Origin of the sequence: Neptuniibacter sp. QD72_48, assembly GCF_047778065.1 — a bacterium.
Classification (GTDB): domain Bacteria; phylum Pseudomonadota; class Gammaproteobacteria; order Pseudomonadales; family Balneatricaceae; genus Neptuniibacter.
In genome coordinates, this window is sequence record NZ_CP180547.1 from 2945225 (window position 1) to 2967439 (window position 22215).

A 22215-nucleotide genomic window follows, 5' to 3' on the forward strand; every position below is an offset into this window, starting at 1 on the left:
TGACTCTCCCCCAGAGAGCTACGGCATCTCACCCAGTCCGATTTAGAACGCTTCCCTTGGCGCTGCTTCTACCGCGAAACTAAGGCCACCCGCCTTGCACCATTTCAGAGCAATTCCTTTTACTCCTACTGCAGCTAAACTGCATACCTGATCTCTCAGGCAAAAATTAAAAAGAGACTCACGAAGAAAGAAGATCTCTTTTCAATAAAGCTTTAATTGGCGATTCATTCGCCAAAGCACTGTCGCAATCCAGTACGTAACGGTACTGTTTACCACAATGCAGAATCACTTCCTTTTGACCACGACGTAGAATTTTGATTTCTACACCAATATCTCCATAGCCGTCGTGACTAAATAGATCCGTGTAGAGTTCAAATAACTGACCCAACACTTCTTTATGCTGCTCAAGCTTTGCCAATTGCTCAGCTTGGTTACTACCCGTTTGAGTTTGCACTTGATTCACAACACTACCTTTATATTTTTCACTCAATCTTAAAGTTGAGTTTATAAGTAAGCTTCCGTGCTTTGATTTCCAATCAATCTAAGTGCGAATCATTATCATTATTGCCATCATATATGTCAATAGCTTAATTTACGTTTTTTACATTTAAGTAAATCAGTCTTGATATTTAATGGTTGGAATATCCGATTTATCAGCCAAATCAAACTCAACAAAGTAGCCTGACTGATCTTCACCACTAACAGACTCAGTATGTGGATATACGTATAGAGAAATTGCAGAAGCAGGCTTGATAGAAGCACCTACCTCAAATGCGGTATGAGACTGATTCGTTTGATTCAGCGTACAGCCCGATAGAATAAGCACACAAGCAAACGCTAGAAATTTAGTTAAAACAGCCATCATTGCTTCCCTTTACTATTTACTTCAGCGACAACTTGGTTGAAAGGCATTCTAGATAACAGATACAAATCCCCTTCATCACCAGCCTGCCCAAAAGCTGCTAGTCGCTCTTGACCTGCAGCAGAAGCCAACCAATTACCAGGTAATTCAGTCAGATCAATGGATCTAGACTTATCAAGGTGGTTACGCGCTTTAAGCAAAGTGATATGCAAACCATTTTGCTGCCAACTCCCCACAGGCCAAACACTCAAGGAAGAATCAGAGAAAATAAATGATAGAGGTGACAAGGTTACTGGTACATCGACCAATCCCTTTGGCTTTTCAATATCATCACCTCGACCAATCTGCGCTGCGTAACGCGTTAAGCGAATATAATCGGCAACCGAATACTGTTTTGAATTTTGCGCTAAAGATTGCGCATCAACTTCTGGTGCAAACTCTTTAACCTTTCGGCTTTGATCTTCAGATTCTTCCGGGTTCATCAATACATGGGGGGTGATCAGCATCACGTACTGAGACTTTTCATCCCTTTCCTCTTTAGAGCGAAACATTTCGCCAATAATAGGAACTTGACCAAGCAAGGGAACAACCGTTTCATAGTCAGACTGCTCACTCGTAATCATCCCTCCGAGCGCAATAGTCTTACCGTCTTTTGCAACTACAACAGTTTTCACATTGGATTCCTGAACGGCATCCAGAGGAATCGTTTCTATACGATTAGCTTCAGAATTAAAAAAAGGAAAATTCATACCATTTCTTTCAATACTGGAAGTATCTTGAAATATATCAATTGTCACCGTTCGATCAGCATTGACACTCGGCAATAGAATCAGGGTATTACCGATTTTACGACGCTCGGTTTCTAAGGTTGTTGTAGTACTGGAGGTTCGGTCACCATTATTGTTTGCTGCAGAAAATTCAGTATCCGTTTCTAAATTAACCGGCACAACCTGCTCAGAGCCGATAAACAAGCGTGCTGGTCGATTGTTAGAAGCCAACATCACAGGCTTAGCCACAACTTCTGCTTGATTATTCTGTTCTAAAAAAGCTACTTTCGCAGTTACATAGTTACTGAAGAACTCGTAAAAGCCGCCATCAACTTCGTTAAATCCAAAGCCAGTACTTTTTTTACCTAACAGTTGCGAAAAAGTATTTGTTAGCTCATTTATACCAACCCCACTTGTTTGATACTGAGCATTCCTCAAATCTAAACTACTCGGACTTTGGCTTTCTAATGCCTGATAGTTACCAGTTACATTCAAGGCATCATTAAAACTAAGATCAAAATCCTGCTCATAGCCTTCGCCCACATCTATCTTCACAATCTTCATCTCAAGCAAAACTTGAGGCGTAGGCTTATCACTTTCTTCTATTAAGTGAGCGATTTCAGCCAAAGCATTTTCGTCGCTAGTACGAACATGGAGCAGGTTATGAATTTTGTTGGTTGCTATATAAATTGGTGTTTTCGCGCCCAATAATTTATTGGCGGAATCTTCAGAAACCTCTTCTGCACCACCTAACTGGCGAAGCGCACCTTTTGAAAGTGATTTTTCGGCAACCTGGTTCCCATCAGCTTGATCAAATTCTTCGCGCTCCAATTCTTGGATCTTTATCTCGTTCGAATCATCAGAATCACTATTTATCGTAGTGGCCTCATTGGTATCCCCTACCTCTAGATCCAATCCCTGAAAATCATCATTCCCCTGCTGGAGAGAAAGGCGTACACGATCACCAAATAAGCTCTGAATAGTGACAGCGGTGGTACTTACATTTTGATGACGAAGCGTAAAAGTCCGAATCACGTCATCTCTATAAACCACAATATCATCCTGATACTGCTTCTCAGTCATAATGATGTAACTATTCCCTAACTTGCTATATCGGTACCAAAGGCCCGCCACTCGAGATAGCATTTCTACTGCGTGCTTCAGTTCTGTATTTTGCAATAACAAAGTAACCTTTTCCGAACTAGCCTCTTTTGTTACAGCAATATTCGCCCCCGTCATTGAGGAAAGAATACGAGCGGCATCACGTATTTCAGCATCCTTAAATTCAACAAACTCAATACGAGATCCCGCCTGAACGCTACCCACCAGCAAAGAAGCGACAATTAGGAAAACACTAAAAAAACGTTTCACTGCACTACTACCTTTTCACCCAGACTTCCAAACTCAACAATCAGGTTGAGAGCATTAATCTCTACAACTCGGATCACCATATCGCCACCTAACTGCTGTAAACCGACCTTATCACCTTCATGCACAACAAAGGTTCCTTGCCCTTCAATCTCTAAAAGCCCAGCCTTTTCTTCATCTGATTTGATAAACCCACGAAACTGCATAACAGGCAGCCCTCCTTGATCTTGCTCCCTTTTACCTGCGAGGGTCTTATTTAAAATACTTGAAGCCCCTAGAGACTCTGCCGTTTTCTGGCGTGGAATAAATCTTGGTTTTGCAGCCTTTTGCTCTACCTTAAGCTCTTGCTGTACCAACCTTTCGAATGGGTCTCGATGCCGATTCTTTACTTGCTTATTTAACTTCTGGTTAATCTGCGAGTAATAATCATCAAGCGTTTGCAAATTTTTACCTAGGTCTGTCCTATTGATCAAACGATCAACCACATCAGAGGCTTCTTCAGGCTCAGCGGCAAAAACAACTCCAGACAAGCAGCCCAAAAACACCAAAAAAAAAGTCCTCACTCAGACACCCCAACATCAGGTTATATGCACAAAGCGTGATATTTTAAACTAACCCTTGAAAAAAACAATGATGAGAATCATTATCTATTGCTTTCTCAATTAAAGTGATAGGATCTAGATGCAAATGGATTTAGCCCTTCTGGGATTAAGGCTTACGCTTGGCTCAATTTTTATTGTCCATGCTTGTGATAAATTTGGCTTAGAAAGCGTCTGGCTTTTGTGGGAACTCGATAACTGGACCGCCTACTTCACCCAGGCAATCATTCCATTTGCTGAAATAATTAATAGTTTGTTTCCTTTCTTGAACTCCGAACAAGCTTTTTGGCTTGCTCTAATTACAGCATCTATCGAACTAATTGCGGGATGGTGCCTTGTATTAGGTCTAGCAAGCAGAATCGCAGGCTTTTTACTCACATTAATGATGGGCGTCGCAATATACTTTCACTTTCCCCAAGGGTTTTATGGAAGCGATGGCGGATACGAATGGGCAATGCTATGCCTGGGAGGCAGCCAAGTCATCATGCTACTAGGTGAGGGAAACTTTTCTTTATCAGCTCTCTTTAGAGCCGTCAGTACTGAGCAGACAAAATCGATCTAAACTAAAGCCTTTAGCTAGCTCACAACAACCAAACATGGGTTTGATCGTTTAGCTAAAGAAAATATTAACCAACAAATGGAAGAAACATAAAACCTAATGCAACAGCACCAACAAAAGCAATAACTGGAAATTCCAATGCGGATTTATTAACAGGGCTATTCATAACAACTCCCCTTATCAGTAATAGGAATCATTATTATCTAAGAAGAAACCAAATGCAAATAATTCTTATTAGTGAATAATCATTTCATTGGCATCATGTTCTTTATTTCGTCGCTCCCTGTATAATTCTGGCAATCAATATTGCTCGTCAAAGGCACATCTATTTAAGCCAGAGGATTTTTTATGCTGGAGCTTCCACAACTCAATTTAAAAAACAAAGTTTCTCCAGAGGAATGGCAGGTACGGGTAGATCTAGCCGCCTGCTACAGGCTAGTGGAAGATTTAGGCTGGGGAGATCTAATCTATACCCATATTTCAGCAAAAGTGCCAGAAACAGATCATTATCTGGTAAATGCATTTGGCCTGACATTTGATGAAGTTACCGCATCAAACTTGGTTAAGGTTGATCTTGAAGGAAATGTTCTCGACGATACTCCTTTCAATATTAACCCTGCAGGTTTTACTATCCACAGCGCCGTTCACTCTGTACGCAGTGATGCACACTGTGTTCTTCACTTGCATACAAAAGAATCTATTGCGGTAGCTTCCCTAAAATGCGGGCTATTACCCCTTAGCCAATATTCCTGTTTCCAATTGGCTTCATTGGGTTATCACCAGTATGAGGGCCTTGCTGTTAATCAGGATGAGAAAGTGCGTTTAAAAGAAGATTTGGGTAATAACAACCACCTTTTACTTCCTAACCATGGCGCTCTCACCGTTGGTCCGACCGTAGGCGATGCATTTATGCGCATGTATGACCTACAACGTGCTTGTGAAATTCAATTATTAATTCAATCAACAGGTCAAGATGCTATAGAAGTGGCTCCAGAAATCGTTGATGGCATATCTAAACAAGCAAATGTCGTTCATTCAGGAACTACCGGTGGACAGAAGTCATGGCCTGCAATGCTTCGTAAAGCCTACCGACTTGATCCAAGCTTTGCGCAATAATCTGAAAATTACCGAATAATAAGGCTGATTCATGAAAATAAATCGCGTAGAAATTTTTGATATTCACTGTCCGGATCGTCCTGTTTGGAATCCGGTATTTGTTCGAGTACACACAGATGAAGGCATCAGCGGTGTAGGTGAAGCGGGCTTAGCTTACGACCTAGGTCATAGTGCTGCTGCAAACATGATTAAAGAATTTGCAGAAGAGATGCTGCTTGGTCGTGACCCATTCCAAACTGAAGACCTTTGGAACCTAATGCTACGTGGTAGCTTTTGGGGTCTAGGTGGCGGCCCTATTATCTATGCTGCAATGAGTGCGATCGATACTGCGTTATGGGACATTAAAGGTAAGGCTCTAGATCTACCTGTTTACCAACTGCTTGGCGGTAAAGTTAACGATAAACTACGCACTTATGCCAGCCAGCTTCAATTTGATTGGGATTCAGAATTTAAAGCCCTAACAGATCCTGAAGATTATGCAAAAGCGACTGAAAAAGCGCTGGCAGAAGGTTATGACGCTGTAAAAGTCGATCCGATCATGTATAACGAAAAGGGCGAAACCTTCTTCGATCGTACTAAGCTCTTTACTAACAAAGAGATGAAGATGTTCCGCGACCGCTTAATGGCTATCCGTGAAACCATGGGTGATGACGGTGATATCATTTTTGAATGTCACAGTTTGCCAGGCGCTTCAACCGCGATTCAATTGGGTGAGTTGGTCGAAGAAGCACGCTGCATGTACTTTGAAGAGCCAGTGAACTACTTAAACTCGGAGCTGCATAAACGCGTAGCCGACAAAGTAAATGTTCCAATTGCCGGTGGCGAACGTTTGTATAACCGCTGGGGTGTTCGTCCGTATCTTGAAGATCAAAGTCTAGATGTACTACAACCAGATATCGGTTTATGTGGTGGATTTACAGAAACGAAAAAGGTTTGTGATTACGCAGACGTATACGACGTTCGAATTCAAGCCCACGTTTGTGGTGGCCCAGTAGCAACAGCGGCCTCTTTGCATCTTGAAACAGCGATTCCAAACTTCTTAATCCATGAACATCACACCTATGCGATTAAGCAATGGAACCGTGAGCTTTGTATTCAAGACCCTCAACCAGTAGACGGCTTCTTCCAAGTTTCTGAAGAGCCTGGAATTGGTATCGAATTGAACGATGAGGTAGTAATGCGTTCACCGCGTATTGAAGTTAAGTAATTTTCTACTTCATATAAAAAGGGCGCTATCAGGCGCCCTTTTTATTTTCTAATCACGCTAATCGATATCTAACTGGTATATTCGCTTAGCGTTTTCAAATATCAGCATCTCTTTCTCAAAGCCCTTCCACTTCATCTCTTTGAGATACCTCTGCCATAAATCTTCATAACTACAAGCCAATTCAGAAACAGGGAAGTTACTCGCCAACATCACCCGAGTAAGCCCAAATTGCCTAACGGCAAAACTTATAATAGGTTTGGCCTGCTCCGAACTCCAATCACGATTAAACATCTCCCAACCAGAGCATTTAATAGAACATTCTGGATGATGTGCTAGCCGAGTAATCGAGTGCATCCACTGTTCATTCAGCTGTACAGGTGACCCGCAATGGTTAATCACGACCTTTAAATTTGGCAACTGTTGCATTACATCCGCAAGTGCACAAGACGCACCTGGATCAGATAAAGACAGCTGAGCTTCGAAAATTAGCTGGTTATCAGATAGTACCGCAAGACGTTTAAAGACATTTGGATTGGACAACACTTCCTGAGCGGCATTATCTAAGATATATCTCACACCAACTAATGACTTCAATTCTTGTAGTTTTTCCAGATGCTCATCAAAGCTATCGGAAGTTAGATCAAGATAAGCTATTGAACGAAAAGGTAACTCACAATGACTTTCAAGCCACTCCAATTCACGCCACGGATGGGAATTATCAAAACCCGCTTCGATATGTACAAAACCTACAATATCTGCTGAGCCTGATTGGCTTAAATCACCTTCGCTATAACCGCGCCTAATCTTATTTTTATCAGACCATTCAGGCGTGTGCCCTTCTTGCAGCCAGTGATAATCCCCTTTTTCAAGATTAAACAGGTGCAGATGCGGGTCTATCACTCTACTCATATACCGCCTTTAGATCGCAAGTTTCACTTTTACAGCTCAATTACTGGGCTGTATAACCACCATCAATTAACTGCAAACTACCGGTAATAAAACGAGCATCATCACCAATCAATAATGCAACAAGTGCAGCAACCTCCTCTGGCTGGCCTATACGCCCTAATGGCTGCAAAGCTGCTTCTTCTTGATGTACAACACTTTTTTCACTTCCGCTGCTCTCACAATAGCGGTCAATTGCATTGTGGTAAAGTGGTGTTTCTATGGTTCCGGGGCAAACAGCATTAGCTCGAATTCCAAAAGAAGCGTAATCTAATGCTGTGGTCTTAGCCATTGAAGCAAGCGCCGCTTTACTCATGTTGTAAGCAAAAGAGTTTCTTTTAGCAATAACAGACTGATCCGAGCCTAACAAAACAATTGAGCCCGAGCCTTGCTGTCGCATGTGAGGTAGTACAGATTGTAAAAGGAAATAGGCCCCCTTTACATTAATCGCCATCACTCGATCAAAGTCCGCTTCTAAAGTGTCTTCTATAGTTGCGGAGAAATGAATTCCGGCATTGGATACAACACCATCAATCCTGCCAGATTCCTTGATGACATGATCAATAGCTTGTGTAACCTGATTTGAATCAGTCATGTCACATTGAATAAATTCGCCGACCTCAGATTCACTCAGGTCTAAGTTATAAACCTTGTAACCGTCATCTAATAAACGCTCAACGACAGCTCGTCCTATACCAACAGAACCACCTGTAACGACACAAATCCTAGTCATAGAACTCTTCATCCCTCAGCAATAACAAACGCAACAATGTAATCTTTCTCATCACTGTAACTTAGATGCATACATGCAACTTCAAGCTTTTCTGCGCGCTCTGCAGCACCTCCTGATAGACTCACTTCGGGTCGACCATTCTTATCTTTCGTAATCTCAATATGCTTCCAACTAACGCCTCGCCCAATACCTGTGCCTAAAGCTTTAGATACCGCTTCTTTGGCACAAAAACGTTTAGCTAGAAACAGAGGTGGATTGGATACTTTGAGGAACTGTTCATATTCGGAAGTAGATAAGATACGTTGCGGCAAGGCAGGCGTTCTGTCCAACGCCTGCTCCATGCGGCTGATCTGAAGAATATCGGTCCCGATACCTCGAATCATCGCTTTAATGCATCTCTTTGCGGCTGAATTCGAGCTTGGGCCTGAAGCATCTGTTGCTTAATTTCAGATACCGCTTCTTTTAAACCAACAAATAAGGCACGCGCAATAATCCCGTGGCCAATATTAAGCTCATTCATCTCAGGAATTTCAGCGATCTGCTCAACATTATGATAATGCAAACCATGGCCGGCGTTTACAATTAGGCCTTTTTGGTAAGCATAGGTAGCTGCTTCACGGATACGTTTCAGCTCATCTGCCTGTTCTGCAGAAGATTCAGCTTCTGCGTAAGCACCTGTATGCAATTCAATCACTGGAGCACCACAACGAATAGTTGCATTAATCTGTGCTGGCTCCGGATCAATAAATAGAGACACCTCGATACCTGCCGCAGCTAATCGATCACAAGCTTCTTTCACCCGCTCTTCTTGACCAGCGACATCCAAACCACCTTCGGTCGTCAACTCTTCACGCTTCTCTGGAACTAAACAGCAATGAGTAGGCTTTACATCTTCAGCAATGGCAATCATCTCTTCAGTCACAGCCATCTCGAAGTTCATACGTGTCTGTAATGTCTCTTTCAAAAGATAAACATCACGATCTTGGATATGGCGACGATCTTCTCGCAGATGAATTGTAATACCATCGGCACCAGCCTCTTCCGCTAGCGCAGCAGCCTGAACAGTATCCGGGTAGCGTGTACCACGCGCTTGGCGAATCGTAGCGACATGGTCAATATTGACCCCTAATAACAAACGGGATGGTTCAATCACACCACTTTCCTCACATTTTTTGAAATAGCTCTCGGCTACGCAAGGGCTTTTGCCCCAAAGCACGATCAATTAAATTTCGCATCAAGCGCTTAGCAGCTCTGCGAACTTGAATATCTGAATAATCATCAACAGCAATCGCAGACAACTGCCAACCATAAAAACAAGACGCCTTATTTTTATCTGTTACTGCGCCAACAGGAACAAAGCCATGTTCAGGGTTAAAACAATATACTAAATCAGCAGATTCTTGTTCCAGCTCTGGCAATACACCAAGATCATCAAGTAAACGATGCTCAAAGGTGCGTAGCGCTCCCTCTATATCTTCACCAGATACTAACTCATTTAAAACATACTGATAATAAACATAGAGTTTCGGGTGACTATCAAATGGCTGGAGCAAACGTTCTAACAATTCATTTACATAAAGTCCACAAAGCAGCGCATCGCCATTCAGGAACAACATAGCAGCAACAGGCTCGGCTTGAGTTAATGTTTTGAGATCGTTACGTCCACGCCATGTAACCTGAATAGGTACAAAAGGTTGTACTGATGCACGTAATTTTGATTTGGGTCTGCGTGCACCCTGAACAACAGCGGAAACTTTACCATGTTCTAGAGTGAAGAAATCAACGATAAGACTGGTATCGCGATAAGGGCGGCTATGGAGGACATAAGCCGCCTGCGGATCAGAATGACTCATGCTTTTTAGGTATTGTCATAACCCAAACTACGTAATGCCCTTTCATCATCCGCCCAACCACGACGAACTTTAACCCATAGGTTAAGCATTACTTTAGCATCAAACATACGCTCCATATCCATGCGAGCATCACGGCCAATTGTTTTGATTCGAGAACCTTTATCCCCAATAACAATTCGCTTCTGACCATCACGCTCTACTAGGATTAGCGCACTCACATGGAGAACACCGTTTTTGGCGTATTTAAACTCTTCTATCTCTACGGTAGTACCGTAAGGGATCTCATCCCCTAAGTTACGCATCAGCTTTTCACGAACCATTTCCGCAGCCATGAAGCGTGAGCTTTTATCTGTTAGCTGATCTTCAGGAAAGTGATGCATACCCTCAGGAATATGCTTGGCGATTAACTCTTCAAGCTGCTCTACGTTATGGCCATCTTTAGCTGAAAGCGGAATCATTTCAGCAAAGTCCATACGCTCAGAATGTGTCTGCATCTGAGGTAATAAAGCCGTTTTGTCTTTCAGTTGATCAACTTTGTTTACAGCTAAGATAACCGGACAACGAGCATGCTTGACCTTGTCCAGTACCATCTGGTCTTCTTCAGTCCAAGCAGTTCGGTCAACAATAAAAACAACAACATCAACATCACGCAATGCGTCTGATGCAGCTTTGTTCATATAACGGTTTAAAGCTTTTTTCCCGTCATCTTTATGTAAACCTGGGGTATCCACATAAACAATCTGTAGATCATCTTCAGTTTTGATACCCATAATCTGATGACGAGTTGTCTGAGGCTTACGCGAAGTAATACTCAATTTCTGTCCTAAGATGTGGTTCATCAATGTCGATTTACCAACATTAGGGCGACCAACAATCGCTACGAAGCCACATTTTTGATCTGGATTACGAGGCTCCAGCAGGTGCATTAAATCTTCAGCCATAACTATTTCTCCACCTGCAACTCTATCAGCGCATGTTTTGCTGCTTCTTGTTCAGCCTGTCGGCGACTACTACCAATACCTTTTGCAGGCTTAGCTAAGCCTGCTACTGTACAATCGATATAAAAGGTTTGATCATGAGCTTCGCCCTCTACATTGATTAATTCATAAGTTGGCAAAGCTAAACGACGCGATTGTAGAAACTCCTGCAAGCGTGTTTTAGAGTCTTTAAGAGTCTCATTTAGGTCTAATTTCTCTAAACGCGCTTTAAACCAAGAAAGAATAAATCCACGGGCTGTTTCCATATCGGAATCTAGATAGATAGCACCAATAATAGCTTCTACAGCATCAGCTAGAATTGAATCTCTACGGAAACCACCACTCTTGAGCTCACCGCTACCTAAACGTAGGTAATCACCTAAACCCAATTCACGGGCTACTTCAGACAAGGTAACACCTTTAACCATACGTGCACGCAAGCGGCTCAATTCACCCTCTTTAGCTTGGGGGAATCTTGCAAATAAGTCGTCAGCTATAACGAAGTTCAATATAGAATCGCCTAGAAATTCTAGGCGTTCATTATTTTTCTTCCCGCAACTACGGTGTGTGAGTGCCAACTCAAACAAAGATTCATCGGCAAATGGATGCCCTATACGACGGGCTAAATCAGATACTGGTTTAATCAAGGGGCTTCTGCTTCATATTCTTCAGTAAAAAATACAACCGCGTCTACGTTACCAAACATTGGAACGCGCACTTCATAATCAAGTATCGCTGTAATTATTCCTTCTTTTTGAACAATTCGTAAACCATCATTTGATGGTAATTTAACTTGATTAATAATCAGTTTCTTTGTCATCCCAATTCGTATTCCTCTTGCTCCTTTAGCAAGTTCATCTGGGTCATTCATCGCATCTACAAGAACAGAATTTATAGTTCTATGATCCATATAGGCTGGCATAAGTTTGAATGCAATAGTAAACAAAAAGCCTGCAACAATAAGTACTATAAGAATAGAGAACATTGATGCACCTGCTTGGTGCTTCAGAGTAGATCTCATATGAGCCTCCATTACTCAATCACACGAACATCGCCAAATGACGGTATACTTAAAAAGGTAGGCCAATGCATCCAAACTGCAAATGCCTTACCTACTAGAAGATCTTCAGATACAAAGCCCCACCTGCGACTATCATTACTATTATCGCGATTATCTCCAACCATAAAGTAATGACCTTCAGGTACAGTCCACTCCATATTCTGAGCTGGTCTGCGAACATCTCTATACATTTGATGTTCAACACCATCTAAATTTTCATTAATTAACAAGCGTTGTGGATTTTGTGGTGGTAATTGCGCCAACAACTGTTGGGATTGCTCTTTTCCGTTTATAAACAATTTCTTGTTTTGGTAACTAATTACATCGCCCGGAAGCCCCACTACTCTCTTAATATAGTTAATAGATGGTTTTTCAGGGAATTTAAATACAACCACATCACCACGCTCAGGATCATTAATCTCAATAAACTTAGTATTCAAAACAGGTAAACGAAGCCCATAGTGAAATTTATTTACCAAGATAAAGTCGCCAATCTTCAACGTCGGTAACATTGAGCCAGATGGAATCTGAAAAGGCTCTACTAGGAATGACCTTAATACCAAAACGATGAACAGCACTGGAAACATTGATCGACCCGTATCGACCCAACCCGATACACGATTAATCTGTTCAATGGCTTCATCAGGAAGCGGTCCTTCCGCCTGGGCAGAAGCAGCTCTCAGCTTTTCATCTCTTTGTGGTTTCAAAGAGATTCGGTCGTAAAACCAAACGATGCCGGAGATGAAAGTTAACGCAACCAGTACTAATGCGAAATCAAAATCCATCTAACAATGCCCTTCCTGATAATTAACTATCAACTTTAAGTACTGCAAGGAACGCATCCTGTGGGATCTCTACACTACCCACCTGCTTCATACGTTTCTTACCTTCTTTCTGCTTCTGTAGCAGTTTCTTCTTACGGCTTACGTCACCACCATAACACTTCGCGGTTACGTTCTTACGCAATGCTTTAACTGTTGTACGCGCAATGACCTTACCACCAAGAGCAGCCTGAATTGCCACATCAAACATCTGACGAGGAATAACCTCTTTCATCTTTTCACATAGCTGACGGCCACGGAATTGAGCATTATCACGATGCAGAATAACGGCTAAGGCATCGACCTTATCACCATTGATAAGAATATCCATACGCACCAATTTCGCAGGATCAAAGCGTATAAAATTATATTCAAGAGAAGCATAACCACGACTTACAGACTTCAAACGGTCGAAGAAATCCAAAACGACTTCCGCCATCGGTAGTTCATAAGTAATCTGTACTTGGTTACCTACGTAGTTCATCTGTTTTTGAATACCACGCTTCTCAACACACAGTCCGATCACCTGTCCTAGATAATCTTGTGGAACAAGGATATTAGCTTCAACAATTGGCTCACGCATCTCGTTGATTGAACCAGGATCAGGAAGCTTAGAAGGGCTATCAATCTGTATGACATCACCATTATTCATCTCCAACTCATAAATTACAGTTGGAGCTGTAGTGATCAAATCCAGATTATATTCACGTTCAAGGCGCTCTTGAATGATCTCCATGTGCAGCATACCCAAGAAGCCACAACGGAAACCGAAACCAAGTGCATCTGATGTTTCTGGCTCAAAGAACAACGAAGCATCATTCAACGTCAACTTATCTAATGCTTCACGGAAATCTTGATAATCATCAGAGCTTGTTGGGAATAGACCAGAATAAACCTGAGGTTGTACTTTCTGGAAACCAGGAAGGCTTTCGACCTCTGGCGTTTTAACATGGGTCAATGTGTCACCTACAGGTGCACCATGAATGTCTTTAACACCCGCAACAATAAAGCCTACTTCACCTGCATGCAAAACACCGGTTTCTTTCTGCTTAGGTGTAAAAATACCTACCGATTCTGCTTGATAGTTTTGACCGGTAGATTTAACTAGAATCTTGTCTTTCTTACGCAATGTACCCTGAGTTACACGCACCAGAGAAACAACGCCTAGGTAATTATCAAACCAAGAATCAATAATTAGGGCTTGTAGAGGAGCATCAACATCACCTTCAGGCGGTGGAATTTCCTTAACCAACTGTTCAAGAACGTCTTCTACACCCATACCGCTTTTAGCCGAACAAGCTACTGCATCGGTAGCATCAATACCGATAACTTCTTCAATCTCGACACGAACTCGCTCCGGCTCAGCCTGAGGCAGGTCCATTTTGTTTAGAATTGGGACAACCTCTAGACCTTGCTCGATTGCTGTATAGCAGTTAGCAACTGACTGAGCTTCTACACCCTGCGCAGCATCAACGATCAAAAGCGCACCTTCACAAGCGGCTAAAGAACGAGAAACCTCATAGGAGAAATCTACGTGGCCCGGTGTATCGATAAAGTTAAGCTGGTAAGTTTCACCATCTTGCGCCTTGTAATTCAGAGTAACACTCTGCGCTTTAATGGTAATACCACGCTCACGTTCCAAATCCATGGAATCAAGAACCTGAGCTTCCATTTCACGGTCACTTAAGCCACCGCACATTTGGATAAAACGATCGGCCAAAGTCGACTTACCGTGGTCGATATGGGCAATAATAGAAAAATTTCGGATATTTTTAAGGTTGCTCACGTGCAGGCTACCGCTACTCTAATACTCGCTGGAAAGGCGCAAGTTTACAGCATTTGCTTAAACTGGGCTACGAAAAAGGGGGCCTTAGCCCCCTTAGAATTTTATACAACTTAATCCGATACTCGTAATGGAATAAATAACGGACTTCCTCGCCTAACAATCCGCATCGGAACCGACTTTCCAGATGCTATATCGGTAGATACTTTATTGAAGTCAGAAACGCTGGCAATCTGTTCGCCATTTAGCATAGTAATGACATCACCAACCATCAGACCTGCATCTGAACCTGGTCCTTGTAGAACTTTACGAACAACAACGCCTTTACTCACTTGCCATTTTTCTTTACTTTTTTGGTCAAGTTCAGCCACCTGAATATTTAGACGATTGCCTTTATCATCTTTTGGCTTTCGAACGTTAGTTTTAGCAAGCTCATCCTGCGTTGGTAATGCCTCGATTTCGACCTTAATGGTCATTTCACGCCCCGCACGAATGACTGAAACCTTAGCTTTCTTACCTGGCGTTACTCGACCTACATGGTGAGGTAAATCTGAAGATCGAATAATATCCGCACCTTCAAATTTAAGAATAATATCACCCTCTAGAAGACCGGATTTTTCTGCTGGACTATTAGGTAACACTTTTGCCACTAAAGCCCCTGCCGGCTTATCTAAGCCAAATGATTCAGCAAGATCACGGTTAACCTCTTGAATAACCACACCTAGCCACCCGCGAGTCACATAACCATGCTTCCTTAATTGATCCGCAACATCCATCGCGACATCAATAGGTATAGCAAAGGACAGCCCCATAAAACCACCGGAACGAGTGTAAATCTGAGAGTTAATCCCAACGACTTCACCATCCAGATTAAATAATGGGCCTCCAGAATTCCCCGGATTAATAGCTACATCAGTTTGGATGAACGGAACATAAGTATCGCCCGCTAATGCACGTTCTTTGGCACTGACAATACCCGCTGTCACACTATGATCAAAACCAAATGGTGAGCCTATCGCAAGTACCCACTCACCAACATCAAGCGCTTTAGACTCTCCCAGCTCAACTGTCGGTAGGTCCTCAGCATCGATTTTTAACAGCGCTACATCAGAGCGCTCATCAGAACCGATGACTTCAGCTTCTAACTCCCTACGATCAGCTAAGCGCACGATAACCTGATCAGCCCCAGCAATAACATGATGATTGGTTAGCAGGTATCCATCGTCAGAAATAATAAAACCAGACCCTAAAGATTGAGGGGCTCTACGGCGTGGCCGTTCTCCCTGATCAAATTCAGGCATACGGAAAAAATGGCGAAATATTTCAGGAATTTCTTCGCCATTTGGCCCTTGAAACGGATTTAATTCACCCTGTCGTGCTTTTTTCTGGACAGTACTGATATTTACTACTGCAGGAGAGGCTTCTTTCACCAAAGATTTAAAATCAGGTAAGTTTGCAGCATAAACCGGCAGAGAAATAAAACAAAAAATTGCGACAATGAATTTTGATATAGATTTCATAAAACAAACACCTATGTCTATCAAAAAACTGGGTTATATAACTTTAATTAGCGTAGGCTGATATTGGCAGGATCTAAAGAAAGTAGAACTACTAAACCGAACAAACATAAAACCAGCAACAAGAGAAAAGAATGCTGAGGCAATCACAAGTAATTCATCACCCCATATAAAATCACCTATTACAGCCCCTAAAAAAAGCGCTATTAATGGCAACAAATACATAAATACTGTTGCTTTGATAAAAGCACCTTCTTCAATACCTAAGAGGACTTGGTCATCCGCTTGCACCTTCAAAGAAGTAGGGTTATTAACTAAGAATATAAAGCGTTTTTCTTGACCAGCTTGCACTAGCAATTTTTGCCCACAACCATTTCGTGCAGCACAACTGGCACAAGCGCTCTGACGCATCGTTTCTACCCATACGCCGTGCTCATCGACCTCTACAACTTTACCGCTTTCTTCAATCATTTACGTTCTACTGATGCAGCGATACGTTCCGCAATCATTAGAGGGACATCACCGACGACTGTTACAAATTGATCACCAATGCGTTTACCCACAGTAACCATACCATCTGACTGAACAGCACCTTCAGGAACGGACTGACGGCCAAATTTTTCAACACAAACGGTAAATGAATGGCGTCCATTACTGAACATTTGTACTTCAGCATGCGCCATCACATCTCTACGTTTACCCGAAAAACCTTCTGGTAACCATGTTGCTTCCCAACCTGATTCTTGGTGCGAAAGCATATGCTTATGCTGAGACACATAACGCTCGACACCTTCAGATAAGCGAATAATTTCAGGCTCTTGCCCCTGTGATGAAATCATCGAACGGTTACCAAACTGTGCTCTGACTAGATCATCAGAAAGTGAATTGCCCGGAAGAACATAGTTAGGGCGATTATCAACAATCGTATCGTTCACAGGCTGATTGTAGGTTTGGGCACCCAAGATAACCATTGCCGTCACAGAAGCCGCTGCAGTCATGCTAGCAAGCGGTTTCCAAAAAAAACTTCCTTTAGGGTCGGACTTAACTTCTGGTGCAGCAGTATCAACTTCCAAATCAGGCTCTTGTTCCAGAGCCTGCATAACCTGACTACTGATATCAAAGCCGCTCAATTCAGCTTCTTCATTTTTCATAACTGAACGAACTAAATGATATCGCTGCCATTGCTCAGCCAATTCTGGCTCCTGCTCTATGCGATCAAGAGTACGTCGTAACTCAAAGTCTGCGACTTCACCATCCATCAATGCCGAAACAGATTCTGTAGATCGATCATCCATAGAATTTACCTCAATTTACCTTTGCAGGATCAGCTCGCTAAAAGCGGCATAATTTCTTTATCAATTGCTTCACGTGCTCGAAAGATACGTGACCTCACAGTTCCCACAGGGCAATCCATAACCCCAGCTATCTCTTCATAACTCATGCCCTCAAACTCTCTGAGCGTTAAAGCCACCCGTAAGTCTTCAGGGAGTTTATTCAGAGTTTTCCGAATCACCGCTTCAAGCTCGTCCTTGTACAATTTATTTTCTGGTGTCTCAATATCTTTCAAAGCATTATCACCTTCAAAGAACTGGGCATCGTCAACATCTACATCAGCAGGACGTCTACCACGAGCAACAAGGTGATTTTTGGCTGTATTGATAGCTATTCTGTATAACCATGTATAGAAAGCACTATCACCGCGAAATTTTGGTATCGCTCTATAAGCCTTAATGAAAGTTTCTTGCGCCACGTCCAATGCTTCATGTTGGTCGTAAACATAACGACCAATCAACGCAACAATTTTATGTTGGTATTTTTTAACTAGAAGATCAAAAGCACGTTTATCGCCCGCTTTTACCCGTTCGACTAACTTTTGATCGACCGCTGTCTGACTTTCACTCGACACTCAATATTCCTTAAACTGTCCTTAATACCTGTCTCTATAAATATAGAAGCTAAAGCAGCAATAACTTTCAACTAATACAACATATTACCTCATCAGAGTGCCGGAACACTTCTATGAGCATTCAAAACTGCTTAAGTTCCCTAAGTCCAAAAAAAAATGCTAAATTGTGACTCAATACCGATGAAACACATGTAATTAGCTAGTTTTATCCTCGAATTTACCACTAAAATAAGCACTCAATTTTTCAAGCCAAGAACCCTCAAGTTAAGAAGAGCACAGCATGACGCAACACTATCACTACGACGCTTTAATTATTGGCAGTGGCGCTGCTGGACTTAGCATGGCCCTCCACTTAGCTCAAAATGCGCGTGTTGCAGTTCTTAGTAAAAGAGAACTTAAGAGTGGATCTACATGGCTGGCTCAAGGCGGTATCGCTGCAGTACTCGATACTGAAGATAGCACACAAGCACATATCGAGGACACCATGTCTGCTGGCGGGCACCTTAGTCATAAAGACGCAGTGGAATTCACCGTCGAACACGGCAGAGAAAGCATTGACTGGCTGATTGAACAAGGCGTTCCTTTTACCCAAGATAGTGACGACTACCATCTAACCAAAGAAGGCGGACACTCTCATCGCCGAATCATCCATTCTGCAGATGCAACAGGAAAAGCGCTTCAGCAGACATTGATAGAGAAAGCCAAAGCCTCTGAAAATATCGACCTATTCGAACACCATATTGCAGTCGACCTCATTACGCGAAAGAAACTAGGATTAGCGCACAACCGTTGTGTCGGCGCTTACATTCTTAATGACGAAACAGGACACGTAGAGGTATTTCAAGCTCCTCATGTTGTGTTAGCTACAGGTGGTGCATCAAAGGCCTATCTATATACAAGCAATTCGGATGGTGCCACGGGTGATGGTATCGCCATGGCTTGGCGTGCTGGCTGCCGTGTCGGAAACATGGAATTTAATCAGTTCCACCCTACCTGCCTGTATCACCCACAAGCAAAATCATTTTTGATTACAGAAGCCGTGCGTGGTGAAGGTGGAAAGCTTTTACTTCCTGATGGCAAGCCGTTCATGCATAACTTCGATGAGCGAGGCGAATTAGCCCCCCGAGATATCGTTGCTCGCGCAATCGACCATGAAATGAAAAGGCTAGGTAGCGACTGCTTATTTTTAGATATCAGCCACAAATCTAAAGAATTTATTAAGTCTCATTTCCCCACCATCTATAAGCGTTGCAAGAGCCTAGGCATCGACATCACTAAAGAACCAATTCCAGTTGTACCTGCTGCCCACTACACATGTGGTGGAGTCGTGACGGACGAAAAAGGGCGCACCGATATTCCAGGGCTATATGCGATTGGTGAAACCTCGTTCACGGGGCTACATGGCGCTAATCGATTGGCTAGCAATTCTCTTCTAGAATGCCTTGTATATGCAAAATCCGCTTCAGACGATGTCGTTCAATCTCTAACCGCACCTCTGGATGAATCAATCATCCCGGCATGGGACGAGTCTCAAGTAACTAACTCAGATGAAGATGTCATTATCTCTCACAACTGGGATGAGATACGCCGTTTTATGTGGGACTACGTAGGCATCGTGAGAACGACCAAACGACTTCAACGAGCTAAGCACCGCATAGATCTGTTACAGCAAGAGATTAGTGAATATTACAGCAACTACAAAATTAGTAACGACCTACTAGAGCTTCGTAACTTAGCCGTCGTTGCAGATTTGATTATTCGCTCAGCAATGTTAAGGCAGGAAAGTCGCGGACTTCATTACACACTAGACTTCCCAGAGCAGGGCCCTGAAGCACTAGATACAATCTTAACGCCAATCAATTTCCACTGGAATTAAGATTATTCAGCGGACTATATAATAATAGAACCCGTAGCCGCCTAAATGCATTTTCATTGAAGCTCCGACGCATAATTACAACAGGGATAGTGTAAAAGCGACAGTCGGTTTTGCACAACATGACAATCACAAACGGAGTGATCACCTTTTGCTTAATACGGCTCACTTCTATTCGTTGCTGGTTTCTCTGCAGCAACGAAATTCCTCCACTTTCCCCATTCCATGTAATACCGACAACGGCTAGAGGGGACGTTAATAGCACCCTTTCATTTATATAAAAAAGGAAACTAAAAAGAAGTGCTCCTGTAGCTAGACCAGCGATGTGTAACGGAATAGCAGCATAAAAAAGTGCAAAGCACGCACAAAGATGCACCCCACAATAGATAACAAGCAGGGTACAGGAAGGAGAGATAGATTCGTTATTTAGGCTGAACACGCTCCAGAATAATCCTCACAATCCTTTGCAAGTCTGGATCAGCTGGCACTTCGCGCTCCATAAGCCACACAAATAGATCCTGATCTTCCTCATCTAATAACTTTACAAAGCGATCTTGATCAGCTTCATCTAGGTCTGCAAAAGCCTCTTCTACAAACGGAACAAAAAGAACATCAAGTTCCAACATACCACGTCGACTCTGCCACTTAAGGCGACGAATATCATCTTCAGTATACATCTATTAATTTTTCCTTAGAGGTTTCGCATTGCGCGCTAAGCATACCAGAAATAAGGAAGAAGGCACTAGCGACAAGAGTCTATAGCAGTTGCTAGTTGCTGGAGATGGAGCGTTGGAGCGCCCCCGATAAAGTGGACAGTTGCTTAAGATCGGAACCCAACTGGAGATTCATACCCCAGTACTCTGTGGCTTCTGATCGTATTATAGAAGCAAGAGATATACAGACCTATTTCTCTCGCCATTTCAGAACAGGTAATCAACCCTAACTTACGTGTACATTCCTTTTTCAACAACGAGAAGAAGCTCTCTGCACACGCATTATCCCAGCAGTTACCTTTACGAGACATACTGATTGTAACGCCTCTTTTCGTCAACCAGCTCATTACCCGCTCACTGCGATACTGACTCCCTTGATCAGAGTGAAACAGCAATTTATGAGTCAGATCCGGCTTAGCTTTCTTCCAACCTTTTTGTAAGGATTTCAGCACGATATCCGCAGTTACTTGCCTTGAACATTCAAATCCTACAATTTCCCGATTATGTAAATCCATAACGATCGATACATATAACCAACCTTCGCGACAAGCTACTTGGGTAATATCGGAGACCCATACACGATTAATCTGACTCGGATTAAACTCCCTATCTAGCAGATTAGGCTGAGGCATCAGACCTCCTTCCAAGCAGTAACGAGCCTTCCTTACAGCAAGTTGTGCCTTATACCCTACGCGCTTCAATAAACGGCAGAGGCGATTTTTCCCACAACAAAAGCCCTCACATAACAACGCCTGCCATAATTTGCGGTAGCCATAAACACCTCGACATTGATCCGCCAACTCTAAAGCACGCGATAAGATCTTTTGATTCATCTGCTCCCGCAGGGATGGAGCACGATTTAGCCAAGCATAATAACCCGAGCGCTGAACACCATAGAGCCTGCATAACCGCGACACGGGTAAGCAACTTGAGTACTTCTCTATACATGCAAAGCGTTCTACTTTGCTTCGCTGAAGTACTCTCGTGTCTTTTTTAAGATATCGACTTCCAGTTGAGAGCGTTCCAATTCCTTTTTAACTTTATCCAACTCTTGTTCTAACTGACGGTAACTCTTACGAGGTGCGGTTTCATTCACCGCTTTGGGATCTTGAGCTGACATATATTGACGCCTCCAAGCACGCAATGTCCCTACCGCTATCGGAAGGTCCTCTACAAACTCAGTTAATGTTAGCTCAGTTTTAAGTGATTCCAGCACCACTCGTGTTTTAAATTCGTCACTGTAGACTGTACGTTTTTTGAAATACATAAGACACCCCTAGCGTGTTAAAAGGTGTCCACTGAAACGGGGTCAGTCCATGAGTGTATGCGGATTAAGCCTGGTGTAAGTACTTCGTTCAGTATTGTTTTGCTTTATTTAGCCCAACACGAAAAAACCCCGATCACATCGTGACCGGGGTTTTCTCTTAATTAAATGCTTGGCGATGACCTACTCTCACATGGGGAAGCCCCACACTACCATCGGCGATGTTGCGTTTCACGTCTGAGTTCGGGATGGATTCAGGTGGTTCCACAACTCTATGGTCGCCAAGCAAAAC

At 42.8% G+C, this 22215-nt stretch carries 26 protein-coding genes and 1 rRNA gene; 4 read left to right on the forward strand and 23 right to left on the reverse strand.

Annotation, left to right across the window (positions count from 1 at the left end; translation table 11 throughout):
• Nucleotides 1-178: 178 nt before the first annotated feature.
• The 4 genes from ACMXYX_RS13330 to ACMXYX_RS13345 form a co-directional block, all read right to left on the reverse strand.
• Nucleotides 179-463: a hypothetical protein gene (locus ACMXYX_RS13330; RefSeq protein ID WP_415892334.1), complete on the reverse strand. Its 285-nt coding sequence runs from the start codon at nt 461-463 to the stop codon at nt 179-181.
• 153 nt (nt 464-616) lie between these two features.
• Nucleotides 617-865, reverse strand: coding sequence for a hypothetical protein (locus ACMXYX_RS13335; RefSeq protein WP_415906091.1), 249 nt, complete (start codon nt 863-865; stop codon nt 617-619).
• Nucleotides 862-3000 (reverse strand): DUF3438 family protein, encoded by a 2139-nt coding sequence (locus ACMXYX_RS13340; protein ID WP_415906092.1) that lies wholly within the window; start codon nt 2998-3000, stop codon nt 862-864. Before ACMXYX_RS13340 ends, ACMXYX_RS13335 begins: the two co-directional genes overlap by 4 nt.
• A complete protein-coding gene (locus tag ACMXYX_RS13345) occupies nt 2997-3527 on the reverse strand; it encodes a hypothetical protein (RefSeq protein ID WP_415906093.1) in 531 nt (176 codons plus the stop codon). The genes ACMXYX_RS13340 and ACMXYX_RS13345 overlap by 4 nt, the downstream gene beginning before the upstream one ends.
• A 151-nt stretch (nt 3528-3678) precedes the next feature.
• Between ACMXYX_RS13345 and ACMXYX_RS13350 the strand changes: the two genes are divergently transcribed.
• The 3 genes from ACMXYX_RS13350 (at nt 3679) to ACMXYX_RS13360 (ending at nt 6478) form a co-directional block, all read left to right on the forward strand.
• On the forward strand, nt 3679-4158 hold the full coding sequence (locus tag ACMXYX_RS13350) for a DoxX family protein (protein WP_415896818.1): 480 nt from the start codon (nt 3679-3681) through the stop codon (nt 4156-4158).
• Between the two features lie 345 nt (nt 4159-4503).
• Nucleotides 4504-5271 (forward strand): class II aldolase/adducin family protein, encoded by a 768-nt coding sequence (locus tag ACMXYX_RS13355; RefSeq protein ID WP_415882147.1) that lies wholly within the window; start codon nt 4504-4506, stop codon nt 5269-5271.
• A gap of 31 nt (nt 5272-5302) precedes the next feature.
• On the forward strand, nt 5303-6478 hold the full coding sequence (locus ACMXYX_RS13360) for a mandelate racemase/muconate lactonizing enzyme family protein (RefSeq protein WP_415896820.1): 1176 nt from the start codon (nt 5303-5305) through the stop codon (nt 6476-6478).
• A gap of 57 nt (nt 6479-6535) precedes the next feature.
• Here ACMXYX_RS13360 and ACMXYX_RS13365 read toward each other — a convergent pair whose 3' ends face one another.
• From ACMXYX_RS13365 to rpoE, 14 genes are all read right to left on the reverse strand, one after another.
• A complete protein-coding gene (locus tag ACMXYX_RS13365; protein WP_415896822.1) occupies nt 6536-7387 on the reverse strand; it encodes an amidohydrolase family protein in 852 nt (283 codons plus the stop codon).
• A 40-nt stretch (nt 7388-7427) separates the two neighbouring features.
• On the reverse strand, nt 7428-8156 hold the full coding sequence (locus ACMXYX_RS13370) for an SDR family NAD(P)-dependent oxidoreductase (RefSeq protein WP_415896824.1): 729 nt from the start codon (nt 8154-8156) through the stop codon (nt 7428-7430).
• Nucleotides 8157-8164: 8 nt separating this feature from the next.
• A complete protein-coding gene (acpS, locus tag ACMXYX_RS13375; RefSeq protein WP_415896825.1) occupies nt 8165-8539 on the reverse strand; it encodes a holo-ACP synthase in 375 nt (124 codons plus the stop codon).
• A complete protein-coding gene (gene pdxJ, locus ACMXYX_RS13380; RefSeq protein WP_415898251.1) occupies nt 8536-9306 on the reverse strand; it encodes a pyridoxine 5'-phosphate synthase in 771 nt (256 codons plus the stop codon). Before pdxJ ends, acpS begins: the two co-directional genes overlap by 4 nt.
• A gap of 13 nt (nt 9307-9319) precedes the next feature.
• A complete protein-coding gene (recO, locus tag ACMXYX_RS13385) occupies nt 9320-10009 on the reverse strand; it encodes a DNA repair protein RecO (protein WP_415882153.1) in 690 nt (229 codons plus the stop codon).
• A 5-nt stretch (nt 10010-10014) separates the two neighbouring features.
• Nucleotides 10015-10950, reverse strand: coding sequence for a GTPase Era (gene era / locus ACMXYX_RS13390; protein ID WP_415882154.1), 936 nt, complete (start codon nt 10948-10950; stop codon nt 10015-10017).
• Between the two features lie 2 nt (nt 10951-10952).
• The gene (rnc, locus tag ACMXYX_RS13395; RefSeq protein ID WP_415882155.1) at nt 10953-11633 is read right to left on the reverse strand and encodes a ribonuclease III; all 681 of its coding nucleotides are present in this window, start codon (nt 11631-11633) and stop codon (nt 10953-10955) included.
• Nucleotides 11630-12007: a DUF4845 domain-containing protein gene (locus ACMXYX_RS13400; protein WP_415896826.1), complete on the reverse strand. Its 378-nt coding sequence runs from the start codon at nt 12005-12007 to the stop codon at nt 11630-11632. The genes rnc and ACMXYX_RS13400 overlap by 4 nt, the downstream gene beginning before the upstream one ends.
• A gap of 11 nt (nt 12008-12018) precedes the next feature.
• Nucleotides 12019-12831 carry a signal peptidase I gene (gene lepB, locus ACMXYX_RS13405; protein ID WP_415906094.1) on the reverse strand — a complete coding sequence of 271 codons (813 nt, stop codon included), beginning with the start codon at nt 12829-12831 and terminating at the stop codon, nt 12019-12021.
• Between the two features lie 22 nt (nt 12832-12853).
• Nucleotides 12854-14653, reverse strand: a complete 1800-nt coding sequence (lepA, locus tag ACMXYX_RS13410; protein WP_415882158.1) for a translation elongation factor 4 — start codon at nt 14651-14653, stop codon at nt 12854-12856.
• Nucleotides 14654-14763: 110 nt separating this feature from the next.
• Complete coding sequence (locus ACMXYX_RS13415) at nt 14764-16170, reverse strand: DegQ family serine endoprotease (RefSeq protein ID WP_415906095.1); 1407 nt, start codon at nt 16168-16170, stop codon at nt 14764-14766.
• Nucleotides 16171-16203: 33 nt separating this feature from the next.
• The gene (locus ACMXYX_RS13420; protein ID WP_415896829.1) at nt 16204-16638 is read right to left on the reverse strand and encodes a SoxR reducing system RseC family protein; all 435 of its coding nucleotides are present in this window, start codon (nt 16636-16638) and stop codon (nt 16204-16206) included.
• Nucleotides 16635-17462: a MucB/RseB C-terminal domain-containing protein gene (locus ACMXYX_RS13425; protein ID WP_415896830.1), complete on the reverse strand. Its 828-nt coding sequence runs from the start codon at nt 17460-17462 to the stop codon at nt 16635-16637. Before ACMXYX_RS13425 ends, ACMXYX_RS13420 begins: the two co-directional genes overlap by 4 nt.
• 29 nt (nt 17463-17491) lie before the next feature.
• Nucleotides 17492-18073: an RNA polymerase sigma factor RpoE gene (gene rpoE / locus ACMXYX_RS13430; protein ID WP_415882162.1), complete on the reverse strand. Its 582-nt coding sequence runs from the start codon at nt 18071-18073 to the stop codon at nt 17492-17494.
• Nucleotides 18074-18353: 280 nt separating this feature from the next.
• On the opposite strand from rpoE, the gene nadB reads away from it, so the two are divergent.
• Nucleotides 18354-19949: an L-aspartate oxidase gene (gene nadB / locus ACMXYX_RS13435; protein WP_415882163.1), complete on the forward strand. Its 1596-nt coding sequence runs from the start codon at nt 18354-18356 to the stop codon at nt 19947-19949.
• On the opposite strand, the gene ACMXYX_RS13440 is transcribed toward nadB, so the two are convergent.
• The 5 genes from ACMXYX_RS13440 to rrf all read right to left on the reverse strand — a co-directional run bounded on the left by ACMXYX_RS13440 (nt 19930) and on the right by rrf (nt 22209).
• On the reverse strand, nt 19930-20385 hold the full coding sequence (locus tag ACMXYX_RS13440) for a protein YgfX (RefSeq protein ID WP_415896832.1): 456 nt from the start codon (nt 20383-20385) through the stop codon (nt 19930-19932). The two genes, nadB and ACMXYX_RS13440, sit on opposite strands and share 20 nt — an antisense overlap.
• On the reverse strand, nt 20369-20623 hold the full coding sequence (locus ACMXYX_RS13445) for a succinate dehydrogenase assembly factor 2 (protein ID WP_415896833.1): 255 nt from the start codon (nt 20621-20623) through the stop codon (nt 20369-20371). Before ACMXYX_RS13445 ends, ACMXYX_RS13440 begins: the two co-directional genes overlap by 17 nt.
• 143 nt (nt 20624-20766) lie before the next feature.
• Entirely contained in the window at nt 20767-21687 is a 921-nt protein-coding gene (locus ACMXYX_RS13450; RefSeq protein WP_415906829.1) for an IS3 family transposase, read from the reverse strand.
• Nucleotides 21618-21926 (reverse strand): transposase, encoded by a 309-nt coding sequence (locus ACMXYX_RS13455; protein ID WP_415896834.1) that lies wholly within the window; start codon nt 21924-21926, stop codon nt 21618-21620. Before ACMXYX_RS13455 ends, ACMXYX_RS13450 begins: the two co-directional genes overlap by 70 nt.
• A 167-nt stretch (nt 21927-22093) precedes the next feature.
• Nucleotides 22094-22209 (reverse strand): 5S ribosomal RNA (gene rrf / locus ACMXYX_RS13460).
• Between the last annotated feature and the right edge of the window lie 6 nt (nt 22210-22215).

Coding starts and splice junctions, on each gene's coding strand:
- ACMXYX_RS13335 (WP_415906091.1), bottom strand. CDS start 865: ATGATGGCTGTTTTAACTAAATTTCTAGCGTTTGCTTGTGTGCTTATT.
- ACMXYX_RS13350 (WP_415896818.1), top strand. CDS start 3,679: ATGCAAATGGATTTAGCCCTTCTGGGATTAAGGCTTACGCTTGGCTCA.
- ACMXYX_RS13355 (WP_415882147.1), top strand. CDS start 4,504: ATGCTGGAGCTTCCACAACTCAATTTAAAAAACAAAGTTTCTCCAGAG.
- ACMXYX_RS13360 (WP_415896820.1), top strand. CDS start 5,303: ATGAAAATAAATCGCGTAGAAATTTTTGATATTCACTGTCCGGATCGT.
- ACMXYX_RS13365 (WP_415896822.1), bottom strand. CDS start 7,387: ATGAGTAGAGTGATAGACCCGCATCTGCACCTGTTTAATCTTGAAAAA.
- ACMXYX_RS13370 (WP_415896824.1), bottom strand. CDS start 8,156: ATGACTAGGATTTGTGTCGTTACAGGTGGTTCTGTTGGTATAGGACGA.
- acpS (WP_415896825.1), bottom strand. CDS start 8,539: ATGATTCGAGGTATCGGGACCGATATTCTTCAGATCAGCCGCATGGAG.
- recO (WP_415882153.1), bottom strand. CDS start 10,009: ATGAGTCATTCTGATCCGCAGGCGGCTTATGTCCTCCATAGCCGCCCT.
- era (WP_415882154.1), bottom strand. CDS start 10,950: ATGGCTGAAGATTTAATGCACCTGCTGGAGCCTCGTAATCCAGATCAA.
- ACMXYX_RS13400 (WP_415896826.1), bottom strand. CDS start 12,007: ATGAGATCTACTCTGAAGCACCAAGCAGGTGCATCAATGTTCTCTATT.
- lepB (WP_415906094.1), bottom strand. CDS start 12,831: ATGGATTTTGATTTCGCATTAGTACTGGTTGCGTTAACTTTCATCTCC.
- ACMXYX_RS13415 (WP_415906095.1), bottom strand. CDS start 16,170: ATGAAATCTATATCAAAATTCATTGTCGCAATTTTTTGTTTTATTTCT.
- ACMXYX_RS13420 (WP_415896829.1), bottom strand. CDS start 16,638: ATGATTGAAGAAAGCGGTAAAGTTGTAGAGGTCGATGAGCACGGCGTA.
- ACMXYX_RS13425 (WP_415896830.1), bottom strand. CDS start 17,462: ATGGATGATCGATCTACAGAATCTGTTTCGGCATTGATGGATGGTGAA.
- nadB (WP_415882163.1), top strand. CDS start 18,354: ATGACGCAACACTATCACTACGACGCTTTAATTATTGGCAGTGGCGCT.
- ACMXYX_RS13445 (WP_415896833.1), bottom strand. CDS start 20,623: ATGTATACTGAAGATGATATTCGTCGCCTTAAGTGGCAGAGTCGACGT.
- ACMXYX_RS13455 (WP_415896834.1), bottom strand. CDS start 21,926: ATGTATTTCAAAAAACGTACAGTCTACAGTGACGAATTTAAAACACGA.